This is a genomic window from Sphingobacterium sp. SG20118 (assembly GCF_044740685.1).
Lineage (GTDB): Bacteria > Bacteroidota > Bacteroidia > Sphingobacteriales > Sphingobacteriaceae > Sphingobacterium.
This window is the reverse complement of sequence record NZ_CP172826.1, coordinates 1,251,142-1,275,922: the sequence shown is the minus strand read 5'-3', so window position 1 is coordinate 1,275,922 and position 24,781 is coordinate 1,251,142. Positions and strand designations below refer to the sequence as shown.

The window sequence follows — 24,781 nt, the reverse complement described above, 5'->3', positions numbered from 1 at the left end:
TAAATCTTAATTAAGCTACAATAATCGATATCACAGAGCATAAAAAGAATTCAACTGTACACTTTAATCCTTAATCTCAGACAATTCGAATCGTACTTCTTGCAAGGGATAGTCTTTGGCATCAGTTTTTACTTTACTAATTTTTAAGATTACGTCCAATCCATCATATATCTCGCCAAATACCGTAAAATCATGATCCAACCGCGGTTGCCCACCGCTTTTCAAGTAGTCACTTCTTTGTTCGTTCGAATATTTAATTCCTTTTTTTTCTTCCAATTGATTCAAATCATGCGCGGAGACAGGTTTGCCGACTACAAAATAGATTTGATTCAAGAAGGATGCTTTTTCAGTATTGCTATCCCTCCCAGCTCCCAAAGCCCCTATCTTATGGTATGCCCGATTATCAAATTCTGGCGCTAAACGAGGTTTTCTATTTGATGGATCCTGTGCTTCGCGTTGTTCTATATCAATATCATGTTCTCCTCCTTGCACCACAAAATTGGAAATAATACGATTGAATAGCGCATCTTTATAAACTTGATCGTCAATTGCCTTCAATATTAAATCGCGATGTTTCGGCGTAAAATCATACAGAACAACCTTAAAATCTCCATACGTTGTATGGAATAATAAGCGATGTGTTTGACCTTTAGCGGCCACAACAAATAATAAACACAGCAAGGAAATCGTGAGTTTTTTCATTTTATAAATTTAAAATGAAGGTAATTCAATTTTATTTAAAAATAAAGCGACAACAATATTATTGTCGCTAACCTACAAGAGACCTTCTAGATTATGCGTCTATTTCAATAAAATCTCCATGGCATTTTCCTTTTATATATTGTGATAATGAACCTTACATAGACCGAAAATTTGGAGACTCTTCATACCAGTGCACATGATTTAGTATCGGGTAAACTAAGGGGTTAATCAAAACTAAACCATTTCACCTGTTGAATAAACACTTGAAATCGAAAACGTTCGGTGTTAAAAATGGATGGAATCCTCTATAGTTTTCAATTTGCAATACGACATTCACTCCGATGGCAAGGTGTTTTTTACTCCAAATTAATATAAACAAACAGGTAATACAACCACATATTAAATGCTGACATACAACTTATTGAACATAATATTTACAAAATTCATAATGAAAAAATTGAATCTCACATTCACGACAGCATTCCTTAACCTCCTCATTATAAGTAACAATCACCAAAAATTTGGAAACTAAAAATAATAGTATAGAATTTTAACAAATTATCCCCAATAGGGATGTTTTACACCTAAGATTAGGAATGGAAATCAATTTATAACCTATGCACAGAGCCAAACAACTATTAAAAAAGAGGATAGCAAAGCGCTAGAAATTACTCTGTCTCTTATCGTTACATCTTCTAGAGCTAGCTAACTATTTCAAATAAAACAGATAATAACAAGTTGTGCCATACGATAAAACTCTTATCACAATAGATTAAGGATAAATAAATATTATATAACATTCTATTAATCAATAAACTAAATATTCATTAAATGAATATTTAGTTTATATATTACAAGTATTATATACAGCTATTTCGTTGGAATTAGAATCCAATTCCATAAAAAACATATGAATCAAATCAAGTAAACCAAATCAGGCTCTAGAAAGGTAAATCATCTAGAATACGTATCAGCCCTCTGTAAGCTATGATTTTGAAAAAGCAAGTACATCACTAGACTTCGTGCAAAAAGATCGTTAAATCAACTAATTCTAGTCTTAAAACAAAAGGTTGAACCACGAATTCCTTCACCTATACAGAAAACTAAAACCGTTTAAGAATAATCTAGTTAATCGGAACAACAGGCCACCTCATCAAAATCTCAACAACCCCACCATCTAACAAGGGAAAATCAACAGATGAAGCATACATTCTAGTAATAGGGCTAGATAAAAGTTTGGATAAAACAGAAAATAAGACATAAACAATTATAAAGCAAATATTTACAGTAACCATATAAACTTATAATACATATTTAGAAGAGATTTTATAATAAGGTCCCCACAACTGGAAATCCGACTTTATGGTTTCCCCTACTCGTTATAATAGAAATGAACAATCCAAACAAATTTGATATCATAAATGTATTTGTAAAATTGTTAAACAAATACAGTAAGAGATGATGTCATATTTCTGTTGTCATTTGCATCTTGGGAACAGCAATAACAACAGAGGAAAAAATCATAAAAAAAGCCTTGCATAGTCAGAACTAAAAGCAAGACTTCGAAATGATAGTCTGGTAGAATTCCTCTGATTGGAGGTTAAATGACCAGGCCTGAATTGGGTTGTGAGTACCGAACGGAAACCTTTGAATGAGCAAAATCACCTCCAAAAGGAGGATTTAATTTTTTTATGGAAACATCGATAGATTGCGCAAACGAAAAATACAGATGGATCGCTTTTAAAATCTCATGAGCAGCTGACTCTAACAACTTACGTTTAGGCGTCATAACTTTTTGAATAATTTGATATAAGATTTCATAATTGACAGTCTTATCCAAATTTTCGTAATCATCATCACCTGCATCAAAGCTCACTGAAGCTTGTACTAAAAATTCATTTCCCAAAAGTTGCTCTTCTTCGTAAAACCCAATCGGAGCAAAAACTCGAACATCTTCTAAAGAAACGGTTTGTAATATTTTCATATTACAAACCTACTTTTTATTCTTAATAATGCGAACATCAAATGTAAATTCACCTCAAAAATCCATATCTCCCAGTATCGAAAAGTTTTGATTGGAGAATACAAGTGTCCTAAAATTCTAACGGAACATACAACCGACTATTTGATTTTAAAATATACGTACTAGTGAATGGATACAAGCTCCACTTCAAATATCAAAGTAGCATTCCCACCAATCTCTTTTGAAACACTCAATTCTCCATATCCAAGTGCCGATGGAATAAACAAACGCCACTTACTTCCCTCTTTCATTAATTGCAGAGCCTCCGTCCATCCTGGTATGACTTCGTTAACAGGAAATGAAGCTGCCTTTTTACGCTTCTCTGTTGAATCGAAAACTGTACCATTGATTAAGGTCCCCTTATAAAAACACTTAACACTATTTGTTAATTTTGGGGTCTTTCCCTCTCCATCCACAATGATTTCATATTGTAAACCCGAAGGTAAGCTTACTACGCAATCGCGCATGCCATTCTCCTTTAAGAATGCTTCTCCCTCAATTAAATTCTTTTTAGCTTCTAAGCGTAGCTTTTTTAAATATCCTGTTGCGTTAGCCATTTTTTTCCTTTTAAACTTAGATAAGTATGTTTTATACACAGTTTAAGTCTGTGATATATAAAACAAATATTCATTTGAGTCTTTTATTTGGGACTCGTGATTATTAAATAATTATCGGATCTCCTCTACTAGCAAGGGTTTATAAGAGGAGAAATATCAAACCTTCCTTACTGATTCAACTTCCAATCGAATATGACTGAAATCGGCCAATGATCGGATAGCGCATGCCCCTGCTCATTAACAAAATCTGCTTTCTCCACTTGATATCGCTTTGGTGTTAGAAACAAGCCTATCATTGCTCCTAAACATGACCTTATCGATTGATTCCGACTTATTATCAATATCCATTATATCTAGACATAGAAACAATGGATCAATGGTTGGTGCCACATGATTATGTTGGAGCGAAACCCAACTATCACTTAATTGCGTCTTATTCATAAAATCAACCAAATTATCTTCAGCATATGAAAAATGAGCATTAAAATCTCCAGCGACAATAATAGCTTTACCAACCGAAAACTTATTGATATAAGCTGCTAATTGATGATAATTGGCTCTCCTAGCCTGTGCGGCTCTTTTATTATCTTGAGAATTGGCATGTATATTATAAAAATCGAGTTCTACCCCTTGCCCCAAGTGAAGGGTGCAGCAACTGAACCCTTTTGGTGTCAACCGATCTGAGCCCGTTCTATTAAGCCATTCTATCCGTTTAAAATTAGAGAGTGGATATTTTGATAAACAGTCCAACCCATCGCCAAATATGGCCAACCCCATACTGATTGTACGAAATGGGTGTAGGTTACCGTATTGGTATAAATAGTGGTTGTAATTGAAATCTTCTTGGATGTGGGCAATATCGAACCTATTTAGTAATACACCAATATGTGCTATACTTTTTGACCGATTCGTCTTTGCTGATGAAATAACTTGTGGTAACCCTGCGACATTGTACGTTATAACAGAAAAATTGCCCGATAGTAAATGGGGCAATTCATATTGTTTTTCGTGTAGGAAAACATGATCTTTTCTTCGCATTAAAGATTTCCATAATTCCTGAAGATATTGAAAAAACATATTTATTTACAACTAGGCTTGTTCTATAACAAAGATAGCATGCTTAAATTAAATTACAATAACCCCACAATTAAAACTTCTTTAAATTGAATCGATTATAACTTTGCATCAATTGCATCCCATAATTTAATTCTCTTTTCTAGAGCCAATTTCGACACTTCCTCCACTTCTTTCCATTTCCCAAGATCATCACCACACAATTCCATAATCATTTTCATCGCCAATGGTCCATGTTCGTCTGCATCCAATTCAATATGCCTTTCAAAGTAATAAAGCAGTTTTTCTAGATTTGCATTAGGAAAATTCAGTTGAATCTCCTTGAGAATAGAAGAAAACATATCTGGGATTAGATCTTCTCTCCCAAATGTAAATGCGGCAGCTATTTCATGCGCTGATCCATTTTCAATAATATCAAAGGTAAATGTCAAAAACTCTTTTATGTTTGAATGTAGTGTGCTTTCAGCTATCACTTCGAAAATAGGAGAACCCTTATAAACTTGATTTAAGAACTCATTAACTTCATGTGTACTCCCTCCGATAGCTTCCAACGCATCAAGATACATCTCGAAATGACTTAAGCGTCTACCGTCAATATACTCATCTGATTCTTCAGCAACAACAATTTCATTAATCAAATATCTCGTATCTGGATACGCAGAAGGGTACCAAGGTGTAGTAGTACATGTTAACTTTTGCTGTAATGCTTTCAATAGTGACATAAAATCCCATACTGCATAAACATGCCCCTGCATAAAAACCTGAAGATCCCCTAACGTTTTTATTTTAGAATAAAGTGGATGGGCAAGCAATTGATCTCTTTCCGTAGCAATGTAGTCATTAACATTCTTGATGTATTCCATATCTTATGATTTGAAGCAAAAGTAGTTTCTCAGAATGAAAATTGAACAATTTTTAAAAAAAATTGACTTCTTATTTACATATATGACCTTCTAAAAATAGAAAAGCTTGAAGTGGGGAACCTCAAGCTTATCGTTAGCCATATATTAACCTATTTTATGAAAAGTATTTGTAATTAAAACGACCGACTGATTATATTATTGTGCACCGTTCATTTTTTTTTAAATTTTATCAAATCAATACTTGATAAAACAAACCGCTGTTCTTTAATTTAAGGAACAACTGATTTACTACATGTATAACGCCTTAGTGAAGACATTATTGTTGGTTCAAAATATTTATCGCAGAAATCGGTCTAAAAAATAAACTTCTACCGTATATTGAATGTTATATCATGGTAACCCAATTAAATATATTCCATATGGCGGATTTTAATTTAGAAGATTTTGTAAACATCTTAAACAATAAAGAGGTTTTCCAATACTTGGTCGATAAAAAAGTAATCAAGGAAAAGAAATTTTTAGAAACATACGAATACGAAAAAGAGCTACATGAACTGCAAATTCAACTAACAGCAGTCCAAAATACCGTCATCGCAGAAAACAAGCGAGTATTGATTATTTTTGAAGGAAGAGATGCTGCCGGTAAGGGAGGCGCTATAGAAAGACTTGTCGAATACCTGAATCCAAAAAAATTGCGTGTCGTTAGCTTACCTAAGCCTACAGAAGAAGAATCTAACCAATGGTACTTTCAACGCTATTTTAAACAATTACCCAATGCTGGAGGGCTTGTTTTTTTTGATAGAAGCTGGTACAATCGTGCTGTTGTTGAACCCGTATTTGGCTTCTGCACAGAAGAACAGTACAAACTGTTCTTAAAACAAGTCAAAGAGGTGGAAGAACTATTAATACAAGATGGCGTCATCTTAATCAAGTTATTCTTGACCATTTCTAAAGAAGAACAAGCAAAAAGACTGGAAGAAAGAAAAACCGATGTCTTAAAACAATGGAAAATTGGCCCTCTTGACAAACAAGCTCAGGAAAAGTGGGACACCTACAGCATCTATATTAAAGAATTGTTCAAAAATACAAGTACAAAAAAAACACCTTGGGTTGAAATTGAAACCGATAACAAAAAGAAAGCTCGTCTTGAAGTTTTTAAAATTATCATCAACCAAATCTCGAATCAAAAGATCGGAAAAATCGAGGATATTGTGAAAATCTATAATTGAGGGTAAGAAGTGGGAAAGAGTTAATTATTATTTCTCTTTTCCACTGATCGAGCCATCTACCCCTATCACTTTGATTACCTTATCACCCAATCCTGTTATATCGGACTTGAGGCCAACCATAATGGTCATGATATTGATTGGCGTTTCCTGTATTTTATTGAAGGAATGCAAGTATCCGATTTCCATACCTAGGAAGAAACCATTAAACCGATAATCGGCACCTACCCCAAGTTTACCTGAAAAAGAAAATTTCTTCTTATTATCTATTTGTGCAATGTTATTGACAGCATCTACATGCACTCTAGGCTCTACTAGAAAGCCAAACCCTGGGCCTGCATAGGCATAGGCATTCAACAATCTCAATTGTTTACGAACACCACCGGCTAATGATAAAGTGTAAAAATTCGCATTCGCATCTTCAACTTTAAAGGCATATTGATTGTCTTGAATTTTTTGCTTATAGTCAAATGACAACGTATATAATGCAGGATAAAGATAGTATTTAGGGTTTTTCAACGAGATATCCAATCCTAAGCTTCCTGAAAACTTAGGAGATAAAACATCCTTGGTTTTCCCCATAGGGAATCCCATTCCAGTACCACCAAAATAATATACCTTACGGAAATGTAAGGTATCTACTCCAGTTTGAGCAAAAACAGAAAAACACAAAAACAAACAAAAAGTAGTCGCTAAAATTCTCTTCATAAAAAACAAACCTATTATCGAAAAACAATAATAGGTCTAAAAAGTTTGATTCCGACTATAATTACTTTTTAAAAGTAATTTTTAGACTGCGGTCCCTGACTAAATAACAGGTCCACTATACTTAAATCTGGATAAAATCCATTCTTTTCTTCAAAAACTTGATAATATGGTTTAGGATTCAACAAAAGACTCTGTTTCTTTGGGTGAATCTGATCTCTAAGGTCTACCACATTGGGTACTTCTCTAAAATATTCATCAGTAAAGGAAAGTTCTCGCTTTAATTTCAATGATTTTAACAAAAGCTCTAATTGTGCTACATTATAATCAAATAATAAATCATATTTTTTATTATAAAACTGAGCAAAATCATCCTCATAATATTCAAAATAAGCTGAATTTCGATAAGCCGCCTGCAAACTTAACCAATGTAATCTTTGCCAATCAAATTCGTACGAAATCCGTTTATGGGACATTGGTGAACGCTCACTTTTGCTATGCTGAATAGGTACAATCAATTCCTGTATTCCATTTGCAGTAGCAATACGCGTTCTGGAGCGATAAGTTTGTTTTTGAAAATTATCATACTTCTCAATCAAAATCGGCAAAGGATTTTGTTGAATACAATGAAAATATGATATTGGAGGTAAGTAACAAGTTGTTAATAATAAATGAGTTGACATAAAAATCGCTGAATTTTATTTTATCTGCTGCAAAAATAACTTAAATTAGGGATATTTGCAGGTAAGATTTAGAATAGTTACAAAGAATACATGAAACAAAAAGCATTATCAGCACTTTTATATCTAATCGCTTTAATGCCATTCTGGTTGATATTTAAGGTATCCGACCTATTTTATTATATCCTATATTATATTGTTCGATATCGTAAAAATGTGATTTTTGATAACCTAAGAAATTCATTTCCTGAAAAAAGCGAAGAAGAAATACGTGCAATAGCGAAGAAATTCTATCGCTTTTTCCCAGATCTTATTTTAGAATGTCTAAAATTTAAGCGCATTTCAAAAGATGAGGTCAGTAGAAGACTTACGCTTGTGGACGAGCATGAACTCACGAGGCATTTAGATCAAAATAAAACAGTAATTGCAGCTACTGCCCACTATGCCAATTGGGAATATGGGATCCATGGCTTAAGCACCATCACAGATGCACCAACACTTATCGTATATAAGCCCTTAAATAATAAGACCGTAGACCAAGTCTATAATCAAGTTCGCACAAGATTTGGAGCAGTTATGGTACCCATGAAGCAAATTGTAAGGCATTTAGTTAAATTAAGGGGTAAACCGAGTGTGAGCGTTTTTGTGGCAGATCAAGCTCCGACCTATTCAGATTCGGATTACTTCCTCCAATTCTTAAACCAAGAGACACTCGTATATACAGGTCTTGAGCGGATATCAAAAATGACCAATGGACCTATTGTTTATTGCCATATTGGGAGAAAAGAAAAAAGAGGATATTATTTTTGTAAATTTACCACATTAATTGAAGATCCATCTGCTTATTCAGACAAAGAAATCACCCATATTTACAACGCTTTTACGGAAAACATCATCCGCGAAGAACCACAATATTGGCTTTGGTCTCACAAAAGATGGAAAAGAAAACGTAGAAAATGAAAAATTACCCTAAAGTAGCTGTAGTTATTTTAAATTGGAACGGGAGATTTTTCTTAGAAAAATTTTTACCTTCTGTATATAACAGCAGTTACCCAAATATAGAATTCGTAATTGGAGATAATGCGTCTACAGATGACTCTTTGGCATTTGTAAGTGCATCATACCCCAAAATTACCCTATTAGAAAACGAGCAGAATTTCGGTTTTGCTGGCGGCTATAACCATATTTTGTCAAGAATCGAAGCAGATTACTATGTGCTACTCAATTCTGATGTTGAAGTTACACCAAACTGGATAGAAACCCGTCATCGAGATGCTAGAGCGAGACGAAAAATTGGTTGCGGCGCAGCCTAAAATACTTGCTTTCCATAATAAAGCCAAATTTGAACATGCTGGCGCTGCAGGAGGATACTTGGACCGCTATGGCTTCCCTTTCTGTTGTGGACGTATTATGGATAAGGTAGAATATGACCTTGGTCAATATGATGATGAAAAAGAAATTTTCTGGGCATCAGGAGCTGCATTGTTCATCAAAAGCCATGCGTGGAAAGAAGCACAGGGACTTGATGAAGATTTTTTTGCACATATGGAAGAAATAGACCTTTGCTGGCGCTTAAAAAGGATGGGCTATCGTATTGGATACTGCCCAGATTCAACAGTCTATCATGTAGGAGGAGGCACTCTGAATGCGAGCAACCCACAAAAAACTTATTTAAACTTCAGGAATAATCTATATATGCTACAAAAAAACCTAGCAATAAGTCAGGTTTTTACCATTATTTTTATTCGCTTTTGGTTTGATTTTGCAGCTCTAGTCAAATTTCTTTTAGATCGAAAATTCAAAGATGCTTGGGCGGTGAGCCGGGCACATCAATCTTTTTTCCTAAATATTTTCAAAAACGCTAAAAAAAGAAATAATAATCTTCAACTTGAAAATAAGACTGGTGAATATAAGAAATCAATAATTGCTGATTTCTATCTGGATAAGAAACAAAAATTTTCAGACTTAGATCAAGAGAACTTTTTTTAAACGCCTTACTCGCATGAAGTAAAAACGCATAAAAATGCAGCTCTTATCAATAGCTGCATTTTTTATTAATTTCTATTTGTAAATTGATTAAACGTACTTTTTATTTGTAAATTCGCAACATGTCATCCATGGATATTGAACAAAAAATAACTTCACTAACGCAAGAGCTAAACCACTATAATTATCAATATTATGTGTTGGCTCAAAGCCTTATTTCAGATTATGATTTCGATCATAAAATGAAAGAATTGGAGGCCTTAGAAGCACAATACCCTGAATTCGCAGACCCCAACTCTCCTACCCAGCGGGTGGGTGGAGATGTAACCACGAAATTCGAAACTGTTAGGCATCGTTGGCCTATGCTATCATTAGGCAATACCTATAACCAAGACGACCTTCGCGATTTTGACCTAAGGGTTCGTAAATTAATAGGTGATAATTTTGAATATATCTGTGAATTGAAATTTGATGGCTTATCCATCAGCCTCACCTACCAAAATGGTAAACTATCAAAAGCAGTTACACGTGGAGATGGCACACAGGGAGATGTTGTTACCAATAATGTCAAAACAATTAGAAGTATTCCAATTCATTTAAAAAAAGGTCATTACCCTGAAGAATTTGAAATCAGGGGAGAAATCTTTATGCATAAGACGGCCTTTTTACGTTTGAATGCCGAAAGGGAAGAAAATGAGGAACAAACTTATGCCAACCCACGTAATTTTGCAGCAGGAACAATTAAATTACAAGATTCTGCAGAGGTAGCTAAAAGACCTTTAGATTGTTTCTTGTACTTCTTATACTGTGACAATAGAAATAAACTATTTCATAATCATTGGGAAAGCTTACAAGCTGTCAAAGAATGGGGATTTCACGTTTGTGAACACACACAGAAATGTCAGACTTTAGATGATGTATTCTCCTTCATTGATTACTGGAATGAAAAAAGACATGATCTCAGTTATGAGATCGATGGTATCGTAATTAAAGTAAATGATTATGGCGCGCAAGAGGAACTGGGTTTTACAGCCAAGAACCCACGTTGGGCAATTTCCTATAAATTCCAAGCGGAGCGAGTTGAAACACAACTCGAATCAATCAGTTATCAGGTGGGCCGTACAGGTGCTGTTACACCAGTCGCAAATCTAAAAGCCGTTTCTCTAGCAGGAACAACTGTTAGAAGAGCTTCCTTACATAATGCCAATGAAATCGCAAGACTTGACCTCCATGAGGGGGATACCGTTTTCGTTGAAAAAGGTGGAGAAATAATCCCGAAGATCATCGCTGCAAATGAGGATAAAAGACTTCCGGATGCTAAAGCGTACATCTACCCAACGCACTGTCCAGAATGTCATACAGAATTAATCCGCCAAGAGGGAGAAGCTGTACATTATTGTCCTAATGAAGATGGTTGTCCACCCCAGATTGTTGGGAAAATGCAACATTTCATAGGGCGTAAAATGATGGATATCGAAGGGATGGGAGATGAAACAGTAGAAACGTTCTATAAAAAAGGAATTCTGAAAAATGTCGTTGATATCTATGGTCTCCAAGATCATCAAGACCAACTTCAGAACTTAGAGCGCTTTGGTCAAAAATCCATCGATAATATGTTAAAAGGAATTGAAAAATCAAAAGATAAACCTTTTGAAAAATTGCTTTTTGCATTAGGGATTCGGCATGTTGGAGAAACGATAGCAAAAAAATTGGCACATCATTTCAAAAATATTGATGCTATCAAGGCGGCTTCTATAGAAGAAATAGCTACTGTTCAAGATATTGGAATCCGCATTGCTGAAAGCATACATCACTATTTACACATACCTGCCCACGAAGAGCAAATAGCACAACTAAAATCTTACGGATTACAGTTTGAAATTGAAGAGAAAGAAGTAATTTTGGACAGTAATACGCTAACTGGTCAAACCTTTTTAATATCAGGTGTCTTTGCACTTCATTCAAGAGAGCAGTTGGCAGAACTTATTGAAAATAATGGTGGGAAAATGGTTTCCAGCATTTCAGCTAAATTAAGTTATCTTGTCGCAGGAGATAAGATGGGGCCTTCTAAATTGGCGAAGGCAGAAAAATTAAACATCAAAATGATCGATGAACATGAACTATTAGCGATGATCAACGATAAAACTAGTATATAAATTAAATATTAATCTTTACAATCAACACAATGAACGAGCTTCATGGAGCTGGTGTAGCATTAGTTACACCTTTCAACGCAGATGGAACAGTTGATTTTGATTCTTTAGCAAAGCTAATTGAATATCAAATCGACTCCGGTATGAATTATTTAGTCTCTTTAGGTACTACTGGGGAAGTGGCAACTTTATCTAAAGATGAGCGAAAGCGTATCTGGGATTTCACTGTCAAACAAGTGAATGCTCGCATTCCATTAGTTGCGGGTATCGGCGGAAACAACACAGCCGAAATCGTTGAGCAGATCAAAGACTTTGATCCAACAGGTTTCTGCGCTATTCTATCTGTATCTCCTTATTACAACAAACCAGTACAAGAAGGAATTTATCAGCATTACAAAGCGATAGCAGAGGCATCCCCCCTTCCGATTATTCTGTATAATGTACCTGGACGTACAGGAAGTAACATGACCCCAGAAACAACAGTACGTTTAGCTAAAGACTTTAAAAATATAGTCGCAACAAAAGAAGCGTCTGGTAATTTTGCTCAATTCAGTGAAATTTTGAGAGACAAGCCTGCAGATTTTTTATTGATATCAGGTGATGACCCCGCCACATTACCTATGATGGCTTTAGGCGCAGTAGGTATTATTTCGGTAGTTGGCAATGCATACCCTGCACAAGTATCCCAATTAGCTGCATTATGTGCTACCGGAGATTTTGTGGAAGCTAGATCGGTGCATAATGCGCTATTAGAAATAACGGATCTTTGTTTTGTTGATGGCAATCCATGCGGTGTCAAATATATCCTACAGGAACAAGGGTTGGGTCAAGACCACGTACGTCTACCATTAATTCCGGTATCAGCTAAAACACGAACTGCTATACAAGCCGAAATGCAAAAACTAAAATAAAAACTAACAGTAGTCATTGTATATTTAAAATCTATTAATTATCTTTGCACTTCCGTAAGTACGGATAAAAAATTAATAAACATAATTATTTAACAAAATGCAACAGTACGAATCTGTAATCGTTCTTACCCCGTTGCTTTCTGAAGATGCTGCGAAAGAAACAATCGCAAAATTCAAAAACATCTTAACAGAAGGCGGAGCCGAAATTGTCGCTGAAGACAATTGGGGTTTGAAAAAATTAGCGTATCCAATCCAGAAAAAATCAACTGGGTTTTATCACTTAACTGAATTCAAGGCTCCAGGAGAATTAATCAATAAATTAGAGGTTGAATACAAACGTGATGAGCGTGTTATGCGTTTCTTAACTATTGCTTTAGACAAACATGCTAAAGCTTACAGCGAGAAAAAACGTAGCGGTGCATTCAACAAAAAAGCGGAAACTAAAACTGAGGAGGGATCAAACTAATGGCTAACGAAAATATCCAGTACGTAACTGCCCCTAAAGTAGAGGACAATCGTAAAAAATATTGCCGTTTCAAAAAGAATGGTATCAAATACATCGATTATAAAGACGCTAACTTTTTGATGAAATTCGTGAATGATCAAGGTAAAATCTTACCTCGTCGTTTAACTGGTACATCATTGAAATTCCAACGTAAAGTAGCTCAAGCGGTTAAACGTGCTCGTCACATCGGCTTGTTACCTTACTTAGCTGATTCATTAAAATAAGGAGGACTAGAGAACATGGAAGTTATTTTAAAACAAGATATCAAAGGCTTAGGTGAGCAAAATGATATCGTAAATGTAAAGCCAGGTTACGGTCGTAATTATTTAATCCCGCAAGGATTTGCTATGCAAGCGACTGTATCAGCAAAAAAAGTTTTAGCTGAAAACATTAAACAAGCTCAGTTCAAACAAGATAAAATTAAGAAAGACGCTACAGAATTAGCTACTAAATTGGAAACTGTTAAGTTATCAATCGGTGCTAAAGCTGGTGAAACAGGTAAAATCTTCGGTAAAGTAAACAGCATTCAAATTGCTGATGCTTTGAAAGCTAAAGGTTTTGATGTTGACCGTCGTCGTATTACTTTCGAAGTTGAGCCTAAAGAAATTGGCGAATACTTAGCTAACTTAAACTTACACAAAGAAGTGAAAGTTCAAGTTCCTTTCGAAGTAATTGCTGAATAATTCTTATCCGGTATAACATACATAAAAGGAGATAATTTCGATTATCTCCTTTTTTTGTACCTAAAATACTTATCCATATCGAAACTAGAACACCTCCTTACTTCATCCTTTTTTGCAAAAACTATTCATTGCCGATTTAAATCATCCTAGTTTTAGCGTACTTGCCCATCCCAATTAAACATGAACACAAGGGATAAATCGAAACAGCATAGTACTATCGTTCATTTTTTAGTCTCAAATTCTTTAGCATTATAAGATCTTAATGCGGCCTTCCTCTTTTGCGACAAGCTGTCTCTCGACAGCTAAATCAATTGCATATCGCATAGAGCTATCAATTTGCTTCCCTACTTTTGGAAAATCAAATTGACGGGCTAAATAACGAATCAAATCTTCTTCAGCCACACTCATATTTTGCTCGATAGCTTCCTGTAATGCAACAATAATTTCTTCTGGTGCAATATCTTCCACAGTTCGCCTTACTCCATTATTTGATCGATAAAAATCAATTCCTGGTAAATCCTCCTGCTTCCAATAAAATGGCTGCTGATGTTCGGTTATATAAGGTTGTAATTCGTCAATAATTTCATTCAAAATACGCTCAACTTTAATACTCGCTTTTGCTTCCCAATGGTCAATAATCCTTTTATAAAGAAACAGTCGACTAATAGGTGATTCATTATAAATAATCATTTCCATCTGTTTTCGAATAATGATTTTATTCTCTATATCATATAGCAATTCATTTTCGCCGCCATATTCATGTTTTAAAACAGTTGATTCATATGGAATCTTCTTCGATAATATCGGAGAAGCATCAATTTCTTCAATGCGATGTTCATTAAGCGCATAGTCTCCTAAAGTTACTGATTCATGCTCTTTTTCTATTTTATGCAACAGTCCATTTACCTTCTCCAAGATAGACGCTACAACTTCATCAGCATTCTCAATCCAATCTAATGACCAAATCCTAAAGATATTCCAACCAAGGCTTGTCAACATCTGGGGTAATACCAGTTCTCTATCATTAGTTGTTTCAGCATTAAAATAATTAGGACCATCTAATAAAACAGCTAAAATATATTGCTTTGGATATTCTGGATGGACAACACCTAGATCAACTTTGTAATCAGACGTACCAATATTTTTATTCACTGTCAATCCTTCAGCTTTCAATCTATCGGCCACATTTTGACTTAAATTTCTATGATTATTCTCCAGCTTAATCTGAGAAGCATCAATTATCAAATGTCCTCTCTCAGCAAAAGATAGAAAGCTTTTCAATCCGGCAACACCCTCTGAAGCCGTTCGATTCAAGTTAATCTGATCTGCTCGAAGGGTAGCAAAAACCTTCATTTCCTCACGTGCTCTAGTCACAGCGACATTAAGTCTCCGCCAGCCCCCTTCCCTATTCAACGGACCAAAATTCATGCTTACTTGACCATGCTCATCCGGTCCATAGCCAATAGAGAATAAGATTACATCACGCTCATCTCCCTGTACATTTTCCAGGTTCTTAATGAAAATAGGCTCCTCGCTTTCTGTTGCTAAAAGTTCAAGTTCAGGATCAAGTCGGTATAATTCATTTAATTTATCTTCAATCAGACTTTGTTGCACCTGGCTAAAAGTAACGATACCAATACTCTGCTTACTGGTTTTATCATTCCGAAGCCGTTTTGCTATGTCATTGACAATAGCTTGTGCTTCAAACTTATTCTGTCGACTTTTACCTTTATCATAATACCCTTTGACATGTTCATAGGTCACTCTACTATTTAAGTCGTCTGCAGATGGAAATGTTAATAATTTATTATCGTAGTAATGGGCATTACTAAAGGCAATCAAACTTTCATGTTTACTGCGATAATGACGTAACAAATATTTGGAAGGGAATGATAAAGAAAGGCAATCATCTAAAATACTCTCCAAATCTTCAATCTCCATATTATCTTCATCGACTTTATTGGTCATAAAAAATGAAGTAGGCGGCATTTGCTTAGGATCTCCAACTATGACGGCATGCTGTGCCCTTGCTAAAGAGCTCACTGCTTCACATGTAGGTAATTGAGAAGCTTCGTCAAATATCAGTAAATCAAATTGATTCGGATCAGCTTCAAAATACTGCGCTACCGAAATCGGGCTCATCAACATACAAGGAGCCAATCGAGGTAGCAGCGTAGGAATTTGATCAAACAACCGCCTAATACTCAATCCTCGTCCTCTGTTTTTAATTGCGCGTTTCAAAATGGCAATTTCAGAACCTTGAAGTGCTTCTATTGTGCCATTAGGTAAGCGCTCATTCAAACGCAACAGCAGCTCTTTTTTTGTCAATTCAGTAAATGAGTTTGCAATCTGTTTATATTTATTGATCTTATCCTCAAATAGTAGAACGTTAAACATATTTAAAGGCTCATGTACAGCAATAACCTGATTGGTTAAATTAAAATGAATAAGATAATCAAAATGATGAACCAAATTATCATGCTCAATGCGGTCCTGCTCGTACAACGCTATAAACCATTGTATATCTGATTCAATAGCCCGCTCTCTTATCCTAGCATAATTAGTCCAATTTTTCAACGTATCAATATTTTCCACAATCTCAGAAACCTTTTTAGTGATAGTCTTCACCCAGTCCCCTGCTATCGGGTATTTCCGAATATCCAAATGTGTATCAACCTGCAATTGATCAATTGCAACTGATAATCTATCCCAGGCATTGGTAAACCTGTGTAATACTTGTTCTTGATCAGGAATCAACTCGTCCGAATTTAGCTTCGAATGAGTCATCCACTTTGTTAAAATTTCCCCTACCGAGAGGGGTGTAAGTTCTACCAAAATCCGATTTAACGATGCTAACAATACAAGTTGCTCTTTAATTATACCTACATTAGTCTCTTCTGCCAAATATGAACTGGACAATAAAGCTGGTATCTCATCATATTCACGTGATCTAACTTTAGTTTCGAGTTCTTGAAAAGTATTTACATCAGCAAAAAATTGATCAATGGTTTCATCGTCATTAAAAACTAGGATACTAAAGGCAGACAATCCTTTTTTTACTTTCCTTTTTTTCAACCACTTAGGTAAAAACCATGTTTGTTGTGCCACTCTCCATAACGACTCTAAAGGCATTAAATTAGCCGTCAACACACTTTTGTGTGCAATATTCAATAAGTTTTGTCGCTTAACCTGAAAGTTTTCAAAATCGGATAACCATTTTTGAAATTTCTCTTCTTCTTTCTTTTTCGATATAAATTGCCAGAGCGACAAGGCTGTCAGTGGCAATTTCGACAATAAAAGTGCAAATTCGTTAAACCGATATAGATTGTCCCAGGTTGATACTTGAAGCGGAATATCTAGTGCCGATAAAACGAGATTCCTCAAACTATCATAGTGTGATAAATTTTCCTGTACTTGAAGAGCCGATGTTTCAACCTGTTGCTGAATTGGAGCTGAATATTGAAGTAGTGAAATTCCTTTGAATGGATTTTCGCTGGGTTTGATTATGATTTTTGAGACCGACTGCAATTCCTCGACCACATCTTTCCAAGATTTCCATTTTTCATTTGTCAACACATTAAAATCTATTTCTCCCAGCTCTATTTCAGGGAAACCATAGCTTGATAATACACTAATTTCAGAAATACTGTCGTATAAACTCCAACCAATCGGTTTTTGTTCATGAAGTAACTCTATATAAACTTGAAGTTCTTTTTTAGCATTTATTAAACGATTGGCTTCTTCATTAAAGTCGAAATTTCCTTTCAATTGAGGCTGTTCCAACGTATCAGAAAGCTGAGCAAGCACATCCGATTTCTTCGCTTTGTTGGAATGCAATTCCAAACAAAAATTTGCGAGACCTATTGCTGTCAATCGTTTATATACGACATCTAATGCGGCCTTCTTTGCAGCTACAAATAATACTTTCTTTCCTTGATATAGCGCGTTAGCGATAATATTAGTAATCGTCTGTGATTTCCCTGTCCCCGGAGGACCATGTAAAACAAAACTTTGATTTATACTGGAAGTAAAAACCGCTTCTAATTGAGAGACATCAGTAGCAATGGGCAATGCTAATGAAGTCGGATGAATATTATCAAAATCTAAAACAGGATTATCCGCAGCAATATCTAATCGTAACTGTCCATCCATAAGACTCCTAACAATGGGACTTTTGGCAATCTGATCCGCCTGATGCGCAATATCGTTCCAAAGAATCAGCTTATTAAATGAAAAATTACCCAATACCACCTGGTCTGCAATATCCCATCCCTTTAACTCCATGATTGCCCGTCGTATATGCGCAATCACCTGAGCAACATCGATTCCCTTACCGTCTTTTGGTAGCTCTTCAAGACCACTTAAATTCAAACCATGCTCTTGTCTCAGAAATTCCAATAAAGTGATATTTATCATGGCTTCTTCCTCCCGACTTCGAAGCGTAAATTTACTGCTAATAGAGCGACGGTTTAATTCCACAGGCATCAATATAATAGGAGCAGATCGCAACTGATCCGGTGTCTTTTTATCTCGCCATTTTAATAAACCAATGGCCAGGTAAAGTGTACTATACCCATTCTCTTCAATTGAAAGTTTAGCATTTCGAGATATATGCGTCAAAATAGTATCTAAATCTTCACTATGATAATAAGATACCAAACGATTATGAGTCAATTCTTCACTTGCAGATTGATATGACAAAGACGAGGAATGCAATGCTTCATTAAAAATATTATACTGCTTTAGTACTTGTGCATCAGCATTTGCACTGATTGAAAAACTTTTTCCATCAACCAACAAATCTTCTAAATCATGAATATTGACATCCATAATCTGCAACATGTTTTTGGTCATGCGCAAATTGAGTAAATTGTTGCGCAGTGATAGATCTAATAATTTACGTTCCCAAACTTTCTGCTTACTGAGTAATTTATAATCAATAAAATCCTGTTCTTCGTATATTTTACCAAGTGCTATCTTTTCATCCGTCCTACTGCCATTATCATTGTTAGACAAATGTTCAGAAAAATCACCCATACTTTCACTCAGTTTTAACGGGAGAGGTTTTATTCCACTCAAGCGAGCCCGCTTGATATCGATTGACAACAGGAAATCGTCCTTTCCAATTAAGTTTGATTCGCCCAAGTCAATAGCTTGATTAAAACCAATAGTATTACCCTTACACACACTTGTGGATTCGATAATCACTAATTCACTTATTCCTTTAGCAATTCGTTTGGTAATGGCAGTTTTATCTTCATTAATAGTTTCTGAAAAATTTTCTTTTTGAAGCCAACAGCCCACAAATGCATGTTCCTTTGTGACGATTATAATAGGGTTTAAATCAATAGCTTCCAAACAAGCTGCTAATAGCAAACTGATATCAATACAATTACCAAAACGCTCGCTTGCGATCAAATCCAAAAGTCTCAATCGCTGTCCCTTTTCTTCAAAACTTGGAGGCAATGCGCTATAGACGATTTCTTCATCTTGTATAGCGTTATAAATAGCCCGCATCATTTCCAATATACGCTCGGGATTCTCAGATTGGTAACCTTCAAATTTAGCAGGTAATCGTTGTTGCTCTAAATAAGCTATCGCTTTCTTTTTAATTGCATAAACATAAGGGTTGTTGGGCGTGATATAGGAAGCTAATAATTCTGGAAATGTAGCAAAACCACCAAAAAAGGATAATGGTTGCAACTCAATTGAAGCAACTTCTTCACCCAATAGATGATCATCCTGATAGATCAATATGCTAAAAAAACTTCGCTCGACCTCCGTTAATTGCATAAAATATGCAGGATCAATGACGATATTATCCGTGGGAATTTTAACCGAAATTCCTATGGGTAAATAAGCAAGTTGATAAGAGTATGATTCCATCCATGCGCTACTTGCACTGATTTCGATTCGCACCCTTTCTAAAATCTGATTACTGTTTGAAGAAATCATGAGATTACTTAAAAAAGTAATTTTATTCTGATACATAGAAAGATTAAAGAAGTTTGCTGCATCTTTCTCTATATGAACCTGTTTAATTATATCCATCCGCCTTACATCTAAAGGACTAAGATAAAAAAGATAGCGAACAGTTCAAGTATCTTTTATCTTAAATAATTATCATATCAGGTTATTGAGCAATAAACACAGGTATTTTAACGGCATGTCTCAATTTATTTACAGTTTCTCCAAAAATAAAATCTTTTATACCTCTATGTCCATGGCTACCAACGATTAATAAATCGGCTTGGTACTGCTCACATATTCTTGTTATGGAAACAACACGATTATTATATCCAAGTTCAAAATCAACCTTAAAATGGCGATCTAAAAAGAATTGTTCATATTTTTTCAAGCGATCTAAGTCCTGCCTGGATTCTAAATCATCTGTACTTTCACCTGTATATTTTACCCCCGCACTCTCAACAATATGCACTAATATAAAATGAGAATCTGGCTGAGATATAGAAAGGGCATATTGAACTGCTTTTGTATCTGAGGTCGAATAGTCCAATGCAATTACAATTTTATTAAAAAGCTTGGGTTCATCAAATTTTAAATCCTCAAATGGAGCATGTACATCCAATTCAATTGATTTCTTCTTATGGAGTATCGGGTACATAAGAGTCATGATTAATAAAGTCACCATTCCGATTGCCCCCATTATCAATAGAACTGTTAACCACCAAACATCATATTTGATTATCCAACTGGATATCTCCTCAAACACCAGCTTTATATTCAGTACTGCGATAATGACCGCAACCAACCAAGCCAATACTTGCACATAAGGTTTAATCACAAATTTTCCCATCTTTTTCTTATCACTTACAAAGTGGATTAAGGGAATAACTGCAAATGCCAGTTGCATACTAAGTATAACCTGACTAAAAATAAGTAAAGATCCTACCTTCGATTCTCCTGCTATTAGAATCACCAATACGGCAGGTATAATCGCTAGCAGTCGTGTTATAATTCTTCTTAAAGTTGGACTGATACGCAGCCTTAAATAACCTTCCATTACAATCTGCCCAGCCAATGTACCTGTAACAGTAGAAACTTTGACCTGCCAATATCAATGCCACTGCAAATAATTTAGGTGCTAAATCTGTACCTAAGGTTTTTCCCAATAAATGATAGGCATCCTCCAGATCGGCAACATTGTGCATACCATTTTTATGAAAGGCCGCTGAAGCTAGGATGAGGATAGCGGCATTGACCAAAAAAGCCATATTTAAAGCAATTGCACTATCAAAAAAGTTATATTTTATGGCTTTTTTAATGGAATAGTCATCTCGCTCTATTTTTCTCGTTTGAACAAGAGCAGAATGTAAATATAAATTATGCGGCATCACGGTTGCCCCTATAATCCCTATAGAAATATAAAGTGCAGCACTGTTAGGTAGACTAGGAATAAAACCTTTCACAACTTCGCCAAAGTCAGGTTTCACTAAAAACATTTCCACCATAAAACACATCCCAATCATGGTGATGAGCCCAATGATAAAGAGCTCCATTTTTCGTATGCCCAATTTCTGCAAATACATGATTAGAAATGTATCCGCAAAACTGATGAGTACCCCCCAAAGGATATCTATTCCAAAAAGTAGGTTTAGCCCAATCGCCATACCCAGTACTTCTGCAAGATCACAGGCTGCAATTGCTATTTCGGCTAAAATATAAAGAACGAAATTCATCCGCTTTGGATAGGTCTCCCGATTACACTGCGCCAAATCTTTTCTTCTTACAATCCCCAAACGTGTACAAAGACTTTGTAAGAGCAAAGCCATGATATTACTCATCAATAGTACCCAAAGCAACGCGTAGCCAAACTGGCTTCCTCCAGCCAAATCCGTAGCCCAATTTCCTGGATCCATATAGCCTACACTTATTAAATAAGCCGGTCCAAAGAAACTCAGTACCCTTTTGATCTTTGACTTTCCTTTACTGATTTCGACACTTTCGTGCACATCAGAAAGCGATTTTTCATGCTGATAAGGATCTTTACTCATGTAGCTATCTCTCGTGTTTTAGATGCAATCTATTCTTGTAGAAATAAAGATAAAAATCCTAATACAGAAAACTAAACTTTTATTAGAAATTAAAGGTGAGTTGCCCTTCCTCTAAAGGAGGTTTTGGAAAATTGCCAAACTTAAATTCTTCGATGATATCATACTGTTCTCTAGCCGGATTATATTTACGCAGAAAAATGCTTGAACAAAAAAAATCTAAATCAATTGCTTTAAAACTTTCAACAGCTACAGCTAGTTTCTCAGGGTTCAAATCTCGACCCACTGTCAAGTGAGGTTCATCACATTTAGAAAGTAGTGTGGAGATATTTATCTTCGTTATAGCTTCCATTTTTTTCTTCAAAAACTGCTTTGATTTTAGCGCTGGTGCAATATAAAAGGCACCATTGCGGAACGCGTTATAAGTGTCAAAATAAACATATTGAGAGCCCTCGTATTTCAATACTTCAGCAACTTGTTTTTTAATTTTGGATAACGTCTCCAAATCGGCATGATACTCACATATCGTAATATGTGCCAATGAGTGACAACTGTGGAACCACCCAATTTTACTTTTCAAGTTCTCCTTAATGGATTTTACAATTTGAATACCCTTTTCACAAGGCTGAAATACGAATGAATATTGTTCTACATCTGTGGACATCTGCCCCTCCTTTTTAAATAATGCTACTGCATCTTTTTAAAGATACCCATAATAAAGCAATAAGAGAAACAGGCAAACAATACGCCATTTCTATTCTAAAGCCACAATCTGTTTATTTAAAACCAAAAAATACGTCTACCTAACAATGATGAATATGAGAGCCATAAACCAAACCATGGGCATCATAATTGACTTATCAAAAAGATGTGCAGGTTTTCTAAGCGCACCTCATTACGAAACCTAGGCTTACGTTCTTGACAAAGTTGAAGAGAACATCAAAATATATCTTGATCTTTTTGAAAGATAAAATTAATATTTAGCGATTAGCTGTTACGGTGAATAATTTCTGTTTCCAAAAATAATGTCCCAATTATTAAGCTGCTTAGCTTCCTAACCGCAATCTATCTCCGATTTCACCGTTTATTTCTCCCCTATGGTTAAATCCACAAAGGCCAATAACGCCGTCTTTACAAAGTATTTTAAGTAACTTTGAGCATTATTCATTAAATACGACAAAAAGTGTCTCTCGATAAATTAAAACTAGGTAAGCGGTTACATAAGTCCATGGAGGACTTGGGATATTTAACAGCTAAGGAATTACAAGTCAAATCTATATCACGTATATTAGGTGGCCAAGATATCATAGCGATTGGTCCTGAAGATTCAGGTAAAACGACGACTTATGTGCTCAGTGTACTTTCTGGATTAAAATTCAATGTTGCTGATGCGCCAAAAGTTTTGATTTTAGCACCCGATCAAGAACGAATCCAAAACATTCTAGATCAATTTTATTTAATTAGCAAAAATAAAGATCTGAGTATCATAGGCCTACGTGATGGAGGCAGTATGGAGCAGGAAATTGAAAAACTTGTAGCTGGTGTTGAGATTGTCGTGGCGACCCCGAACCGAGCAAGAGCGGTATACCTTAAATTAGGCTTAAATCTAAACTTAATTCATACTTTTATTATTGACGATGCGGAGGAGATTATAAAAAACGGCATGATTACGCCTGTTAAAGAACTTGCACAAAGTTGTAAAAAATGCCAGCATCTCATCTTTAGCACAGTAGAGCATGAAAAATTACATCAGATGATTGACGATTTCATGGTCCTACCTGCATTAATCGAAGTGGAAGAATTAGCACAAGAGCAACTTGAAGTACATGATTTATTTCTCTATCAGGTACCAAATTTTACCACTAAAATTACACTTCTTAATAGTTTAATGCTAGATAATGAGACTTTCGATAAGGTTATTATTTTCGTAAATAGCAAGTTAACTGCACAAAAACTTGGTAAAAGCTTACATCGTAAATATAATGATGAAATCCTTATACTCAATCCTTTATTTATTGAAGATAGAGCCATTGAAGATATCGATTTATTTAAACAACAGGATACCCATCGGATTTTAATCGTAGCAAATGAGGGAGCTGACGAGATAGATTTATCAGGTATACCCTATATCTTTCATTTTGAGATACCTGAAAACAATGATATGCTTATCCAACGAATCTTAAAATCTGGTTCTGAAGAGCAATTGGCTTTCACTTTCGCAACTGACTTGGAGTTACCTGAAGTTAGAAAAATTGAACAAATTATAGGCCGAAAAATGGAGGTTCTTGATTTACCAGAACGCATGTCCATATATAGTGCGAAAAAAGGAAATAAAGATGCCGGTTTCTGCTGAAGATGAAAGTAATGAAACTCGAGGTGGGGCCTTCCATCAGAAGAAAGAAAGTAATACCAAAACATATAATTATGGTGCTGGCAAGAAAGCTAGAATGACCATGAAAAATAAAAAAGGCTAAATAAACAACGGTATTCAAAAAATAAAAAATCACGAAAGCCTGCTTTCGTGATTTTTTTTATCCCAAAATCAAAGTGGCATTACTTTCCTACTGAACTAAGTATACCTAAAGAACATCAAAAAGATGCGCTCTCAAAGGCTTTTTGCTAAACCCTCCTTTATTTTTTATTCTTACATTTGCATTCAAATCACATTGGATAAAACAACCTAAAGTGATAATAAGAGAAT

At 35.3% G+C, this 24,781-nt stretch carries 22 protein-coding genes; 11 read left to right on the top strand and 11 right to left on the bottom strand.

Translation table 11 applies throughout. The features are described from left to right. Positions 1–63: 63 nt before the first annotated feature. From ACFX5U_RS05925 to ACFX5U_RS05905, 5 genes are all read right to left on the bottom strand, one after another. Complete coding sequence (locus ACFX5U_RS05925) at positions 64–702, bottom strand: peptidylprolyl isomerase (RefSeq protein WP_400262761.1); 639 nt, start codon at positions 700–702, stop codon at positions 64–66. Positions 703–2,302: 1,600 nt separating this feature from the next. After that, the gene (folB, locus tag ACFX5U_RS05920) at positions 2,303–2,686 is read right to left on the bottom strand and encodes a dihydroneopterin aldolase (RefSeq protein ID WP_038697028.1); all 384 of its coding nucleotides are present in this window, start codon (positions 2,684–2,686) and stop codon (positions 2,303–2,305) included. 161 nt (positions 2,687–2,847) lie between these two features. Continuing rightward, positions 2,848–3,321 carry an FKBP-type peptidyl-prolyl cis-trans isomerase gene (locus tag ACFX5U_RS05915; protein WP_280569424.1) on the bottom strand — a complete coding sequence of 158 codons (474 nt, stop codon included), beginning with the start codon at positions 3,319–3,321 and terminating at the stop codon, positions 2,848–2,850. A gap of 198 nt (positions 3,322–3,519) precedes the next feature. Beyond that, positions 3,520–4,359 (bottom strand): endonuclease, encoded by an 840-nt coding sequence (locus tag ACFX5U_RS05910; RefSeq protein WP_400262760.1) that lies wholly within the window; start codon positions 4,357–4,359, stop codon positions 3,520–3,522. Positions 4,360–4,454: 95 nt separating this feature from the next. Next, positions 4,455–5,219 (bottom strand): DUF3050 domain-containing protein, encoded by a 765-nt coding sequence (locus ACFX5U_RS05905; protein WP_400262759.1) that lies wholly within the window; start codon positions 5,217–5,219, stop codon positions 4,455–4,457. Positions 5,220–5,638: 419 nt separating this feature from the next. Here ACFX5U_RS05905 and ppk2 point away from each other — a divergent pair, with 419 nt between their 5' ends. Further along, on the top strand, positions 5,639–6,448 hold the full coding sequence (ppk2, locus tag ACFX5U_RS05900; protein ID WP_400262758.1) for a polyphosphate kinase 2: 810 nt from the start codon (positions 5,639–5,641) through the stop codon (positions 6,446–6,448). Between the two features lie 27 nt (positions 6,449–6,475). Here ppk2 and ACFX5U_RS05895 read toward each other — a convergent pair whose 3' ends face one another. After that, positions 6,476–7,153 carry a hypothetical protein gene (locus tag ACFX5U_RS05895; protein WP_400262757.1) on the bottom strand — a complete coding sequence of 226 codons (678 nt, stop codon included), beginning with the start codon at positions 7,151–7,153 and terminating at the stop codon, positions 6,476–6,478. 68 nt (positions 7,154–7,221) lie between these two features. Further along, positions 7,222–7,833: a WbqC family protein gene (locus tag ACFX5U_RS05890; RefSeq protein WP_038697023.1), complete on the bottom strand. Its 612-nt coding sequence runs from the start codon at positions 7,831–7,833 to the stop codon at positions 7,222–7,224. Between the two features lie 90 nt (positions 7,834–7,923). On the opposite strand from ACFX5U_RS05890, the gene ACFX5U_RS05885 reads away from it, so the two are divergent. The 8 genes from ACFX5U_RS05885 (at position 7,924) to rplI (ending at position 14,068) form a co-directional block, all read left to right on the top strand. Continuing rightward, the gene (locus tag ACFX5U_RS05885; protein ID WP_038697021.1) at positions 7,924–8,790 is read left to right on the top strand and encodes a lysophospholipid acyltransferase family protein; all 867 of its coding nucleotides are present in this window, start codon (positions 7,924–7,926) and stop codon (positions 8,788–8,790) included. After that, entirely contained in the window at positions 8,787–9,143 is a 357-nt protein-coding gene (locus tag ACFX5U_RS05880; RefSeq protein WP_400262756.1) for a glycosyltransferase family 2 protein, read from the top strand. Before ACFX5U_RS05885 ends, ACFX5U_RS05880 begins: the two co-directional genes overlap by 4 nt. Continuing rightward, positions 9,103–9,819: a glycosyltransferase family 2 protein gene (locus ACFX5U_RS05875; RefSeq protein ID WP_400262755.1), complete on the top strand. Its 717-nt coding sequence runs from the start codon at positions 9,103–9,105 to the stop codon at positions 9,817–9,819. The genes ACFX5U_RS05880 and ACFX5U_RS05875 overlap by 41 nt, the downstream gene beginning before the upstream one ends. A gap of 119 nt (positions 9,820–9,938) precedes the next feature. Then, a complete protein-coding gene (gene ligA / locus ACFX5U_RS05870; RefSeq protein ID WP_038697017.1) occupies positions 9,939–11,972 on the top strand; it encodes an NAD-dependent DNA ligase LigA in 2,034 nt (677 codons plus the stop codon). 29 nt (positions 11,973–12,001) lie between these two features. After that, on the top strand, positions 12,002–12,880 hold the full coding sequence (dapA, locus tag ACFX5U_RS05865; RefSeq protein WP_038697015.1) for a 4-hydroxy-tetrahydrodipicolinate synthase: 879 nt from the start codon (positions 12,002–12,004) through the stop codon (positions 12,878–12,880). 97 nt (positions 12,881–12,977) lie between these two features. Then, positions 12,978–13,346, top strand: a complete 369-nt coding sequence (gene rpsF, locus ACFX5U_RS05860) for a 30S ribosomal protein S6 (protein WP_038697013.1) — start codon at positions 12,978–12,980, stop codon at positions 13,344–13,346. After that, positions 13,346–13,609 (top strand): 30S ribosomal protein S18, encoded by a 264-nt coding sequence (gene rpsR / locus ACFX5U_RS05855; protein WP_021191490.1) that lies wholly within the window; start codon positions 13,346–13,348, stop codon positions 13,607–13,609. Before rpsF ends, rpsR begins: the two co-directional genes overlap by 1 nt. A gap of 15 nt (positions 13,610–13,624) precedes the next feature. Then, positions 13,625–14,068 (top strand): 50S ribosomal protein L9, encoded by a 444-nt coding sequence (rplI, locus tag ACFX5U_RS05850; protein WP_038697010.1) that lies wholly within the window; start codon positions 13,625–13,627, stop codon positions 14,066–14,068. A gap of 249 nt (positions 14,069–14,317) precedes the next feature. Here the strand turns inward: rplI and ACFX5U_RS05845 are convergent, their stop codons facing one another. The 4 genes from ACFX5U_RS05845 to ACFX5U_RS05830 form a co-directional block, all read right to left on the bottom strand. After that, entirely contained in the window at positions 14,318–20,119 is a 5,802-nt protein-coding gene (locus ACFX5U_RS05845) for a DUF4011 domain-containing protein (RefSeq protein WP_400262754.1), read from the bottom strand. Between the two features lie 82 nt (positions 20,120–20,201). Next, positions 20,202–21,074: a universal stress protein gene (locus ACFX5U_RS05840; protein WP_400263571.1), complete on the bottom strand. Its 873-nt coding sequence runs from the start codon at positions 21,072–21,074 to the stop codon at positions 20,202–20,204. Further along, complete coding sequence (locus ACFX5U_RS05835; protein ID WP_400262753.1) at positions 20,959–22,083, bottom strand: Nramp family divalent metal transporter; 1,125 nt, start codon at positions 22,081–22,083, stop codon at positions 20,959–20,961. The genes ACFX5U_RS05840 and ACFX5U_RS05835 overlap by 116 nt, the downstream gene beginning before the upstream one ends. 82 nt (positions 22,084–22,165) lie before the next feature. Beyond that, positions 22,166–22,744, bottom strand: a complete 579-nt coding sequence (locus ACFX5U_RS05830) for a 2'-5' RNA ligase family protein (RefSeq protein WP_051959791.1) — start codon at positions 22,742–22,744, stop codon at positions 22,166–22,168. 519 nt (positions 22,745–23,263) lie between these two features. Here ACFX5U_RS05830 and ACFX5U_RS05825 point away from each other — a divergent pair. After that, positions 23,264–24,433, top strand: coding sequence for a DEAD/DEAH box helicase (locus ACFX5U_RS05825; protein WP_400262752.1), 1,170 nt, complete (start codon positions 23,264–23,266; stop codon positions 24,431–24,433). Next, a complete protein-coding gene (locus ACFX5U_RS05820) occupies positions 24,417–24,554 on the top strand; it encodes a hypothetical protein (RefSeq protein WP_400262751.1) in 138 nt (45 codons plus the stop codon). Before ACFX5U_RS05825 ends, ACFX5U_RS05820 begins: the two co-directional genes overlap by 17 nt. Positions 24,555–24,781: the final 227 nt, after the last annotated feature.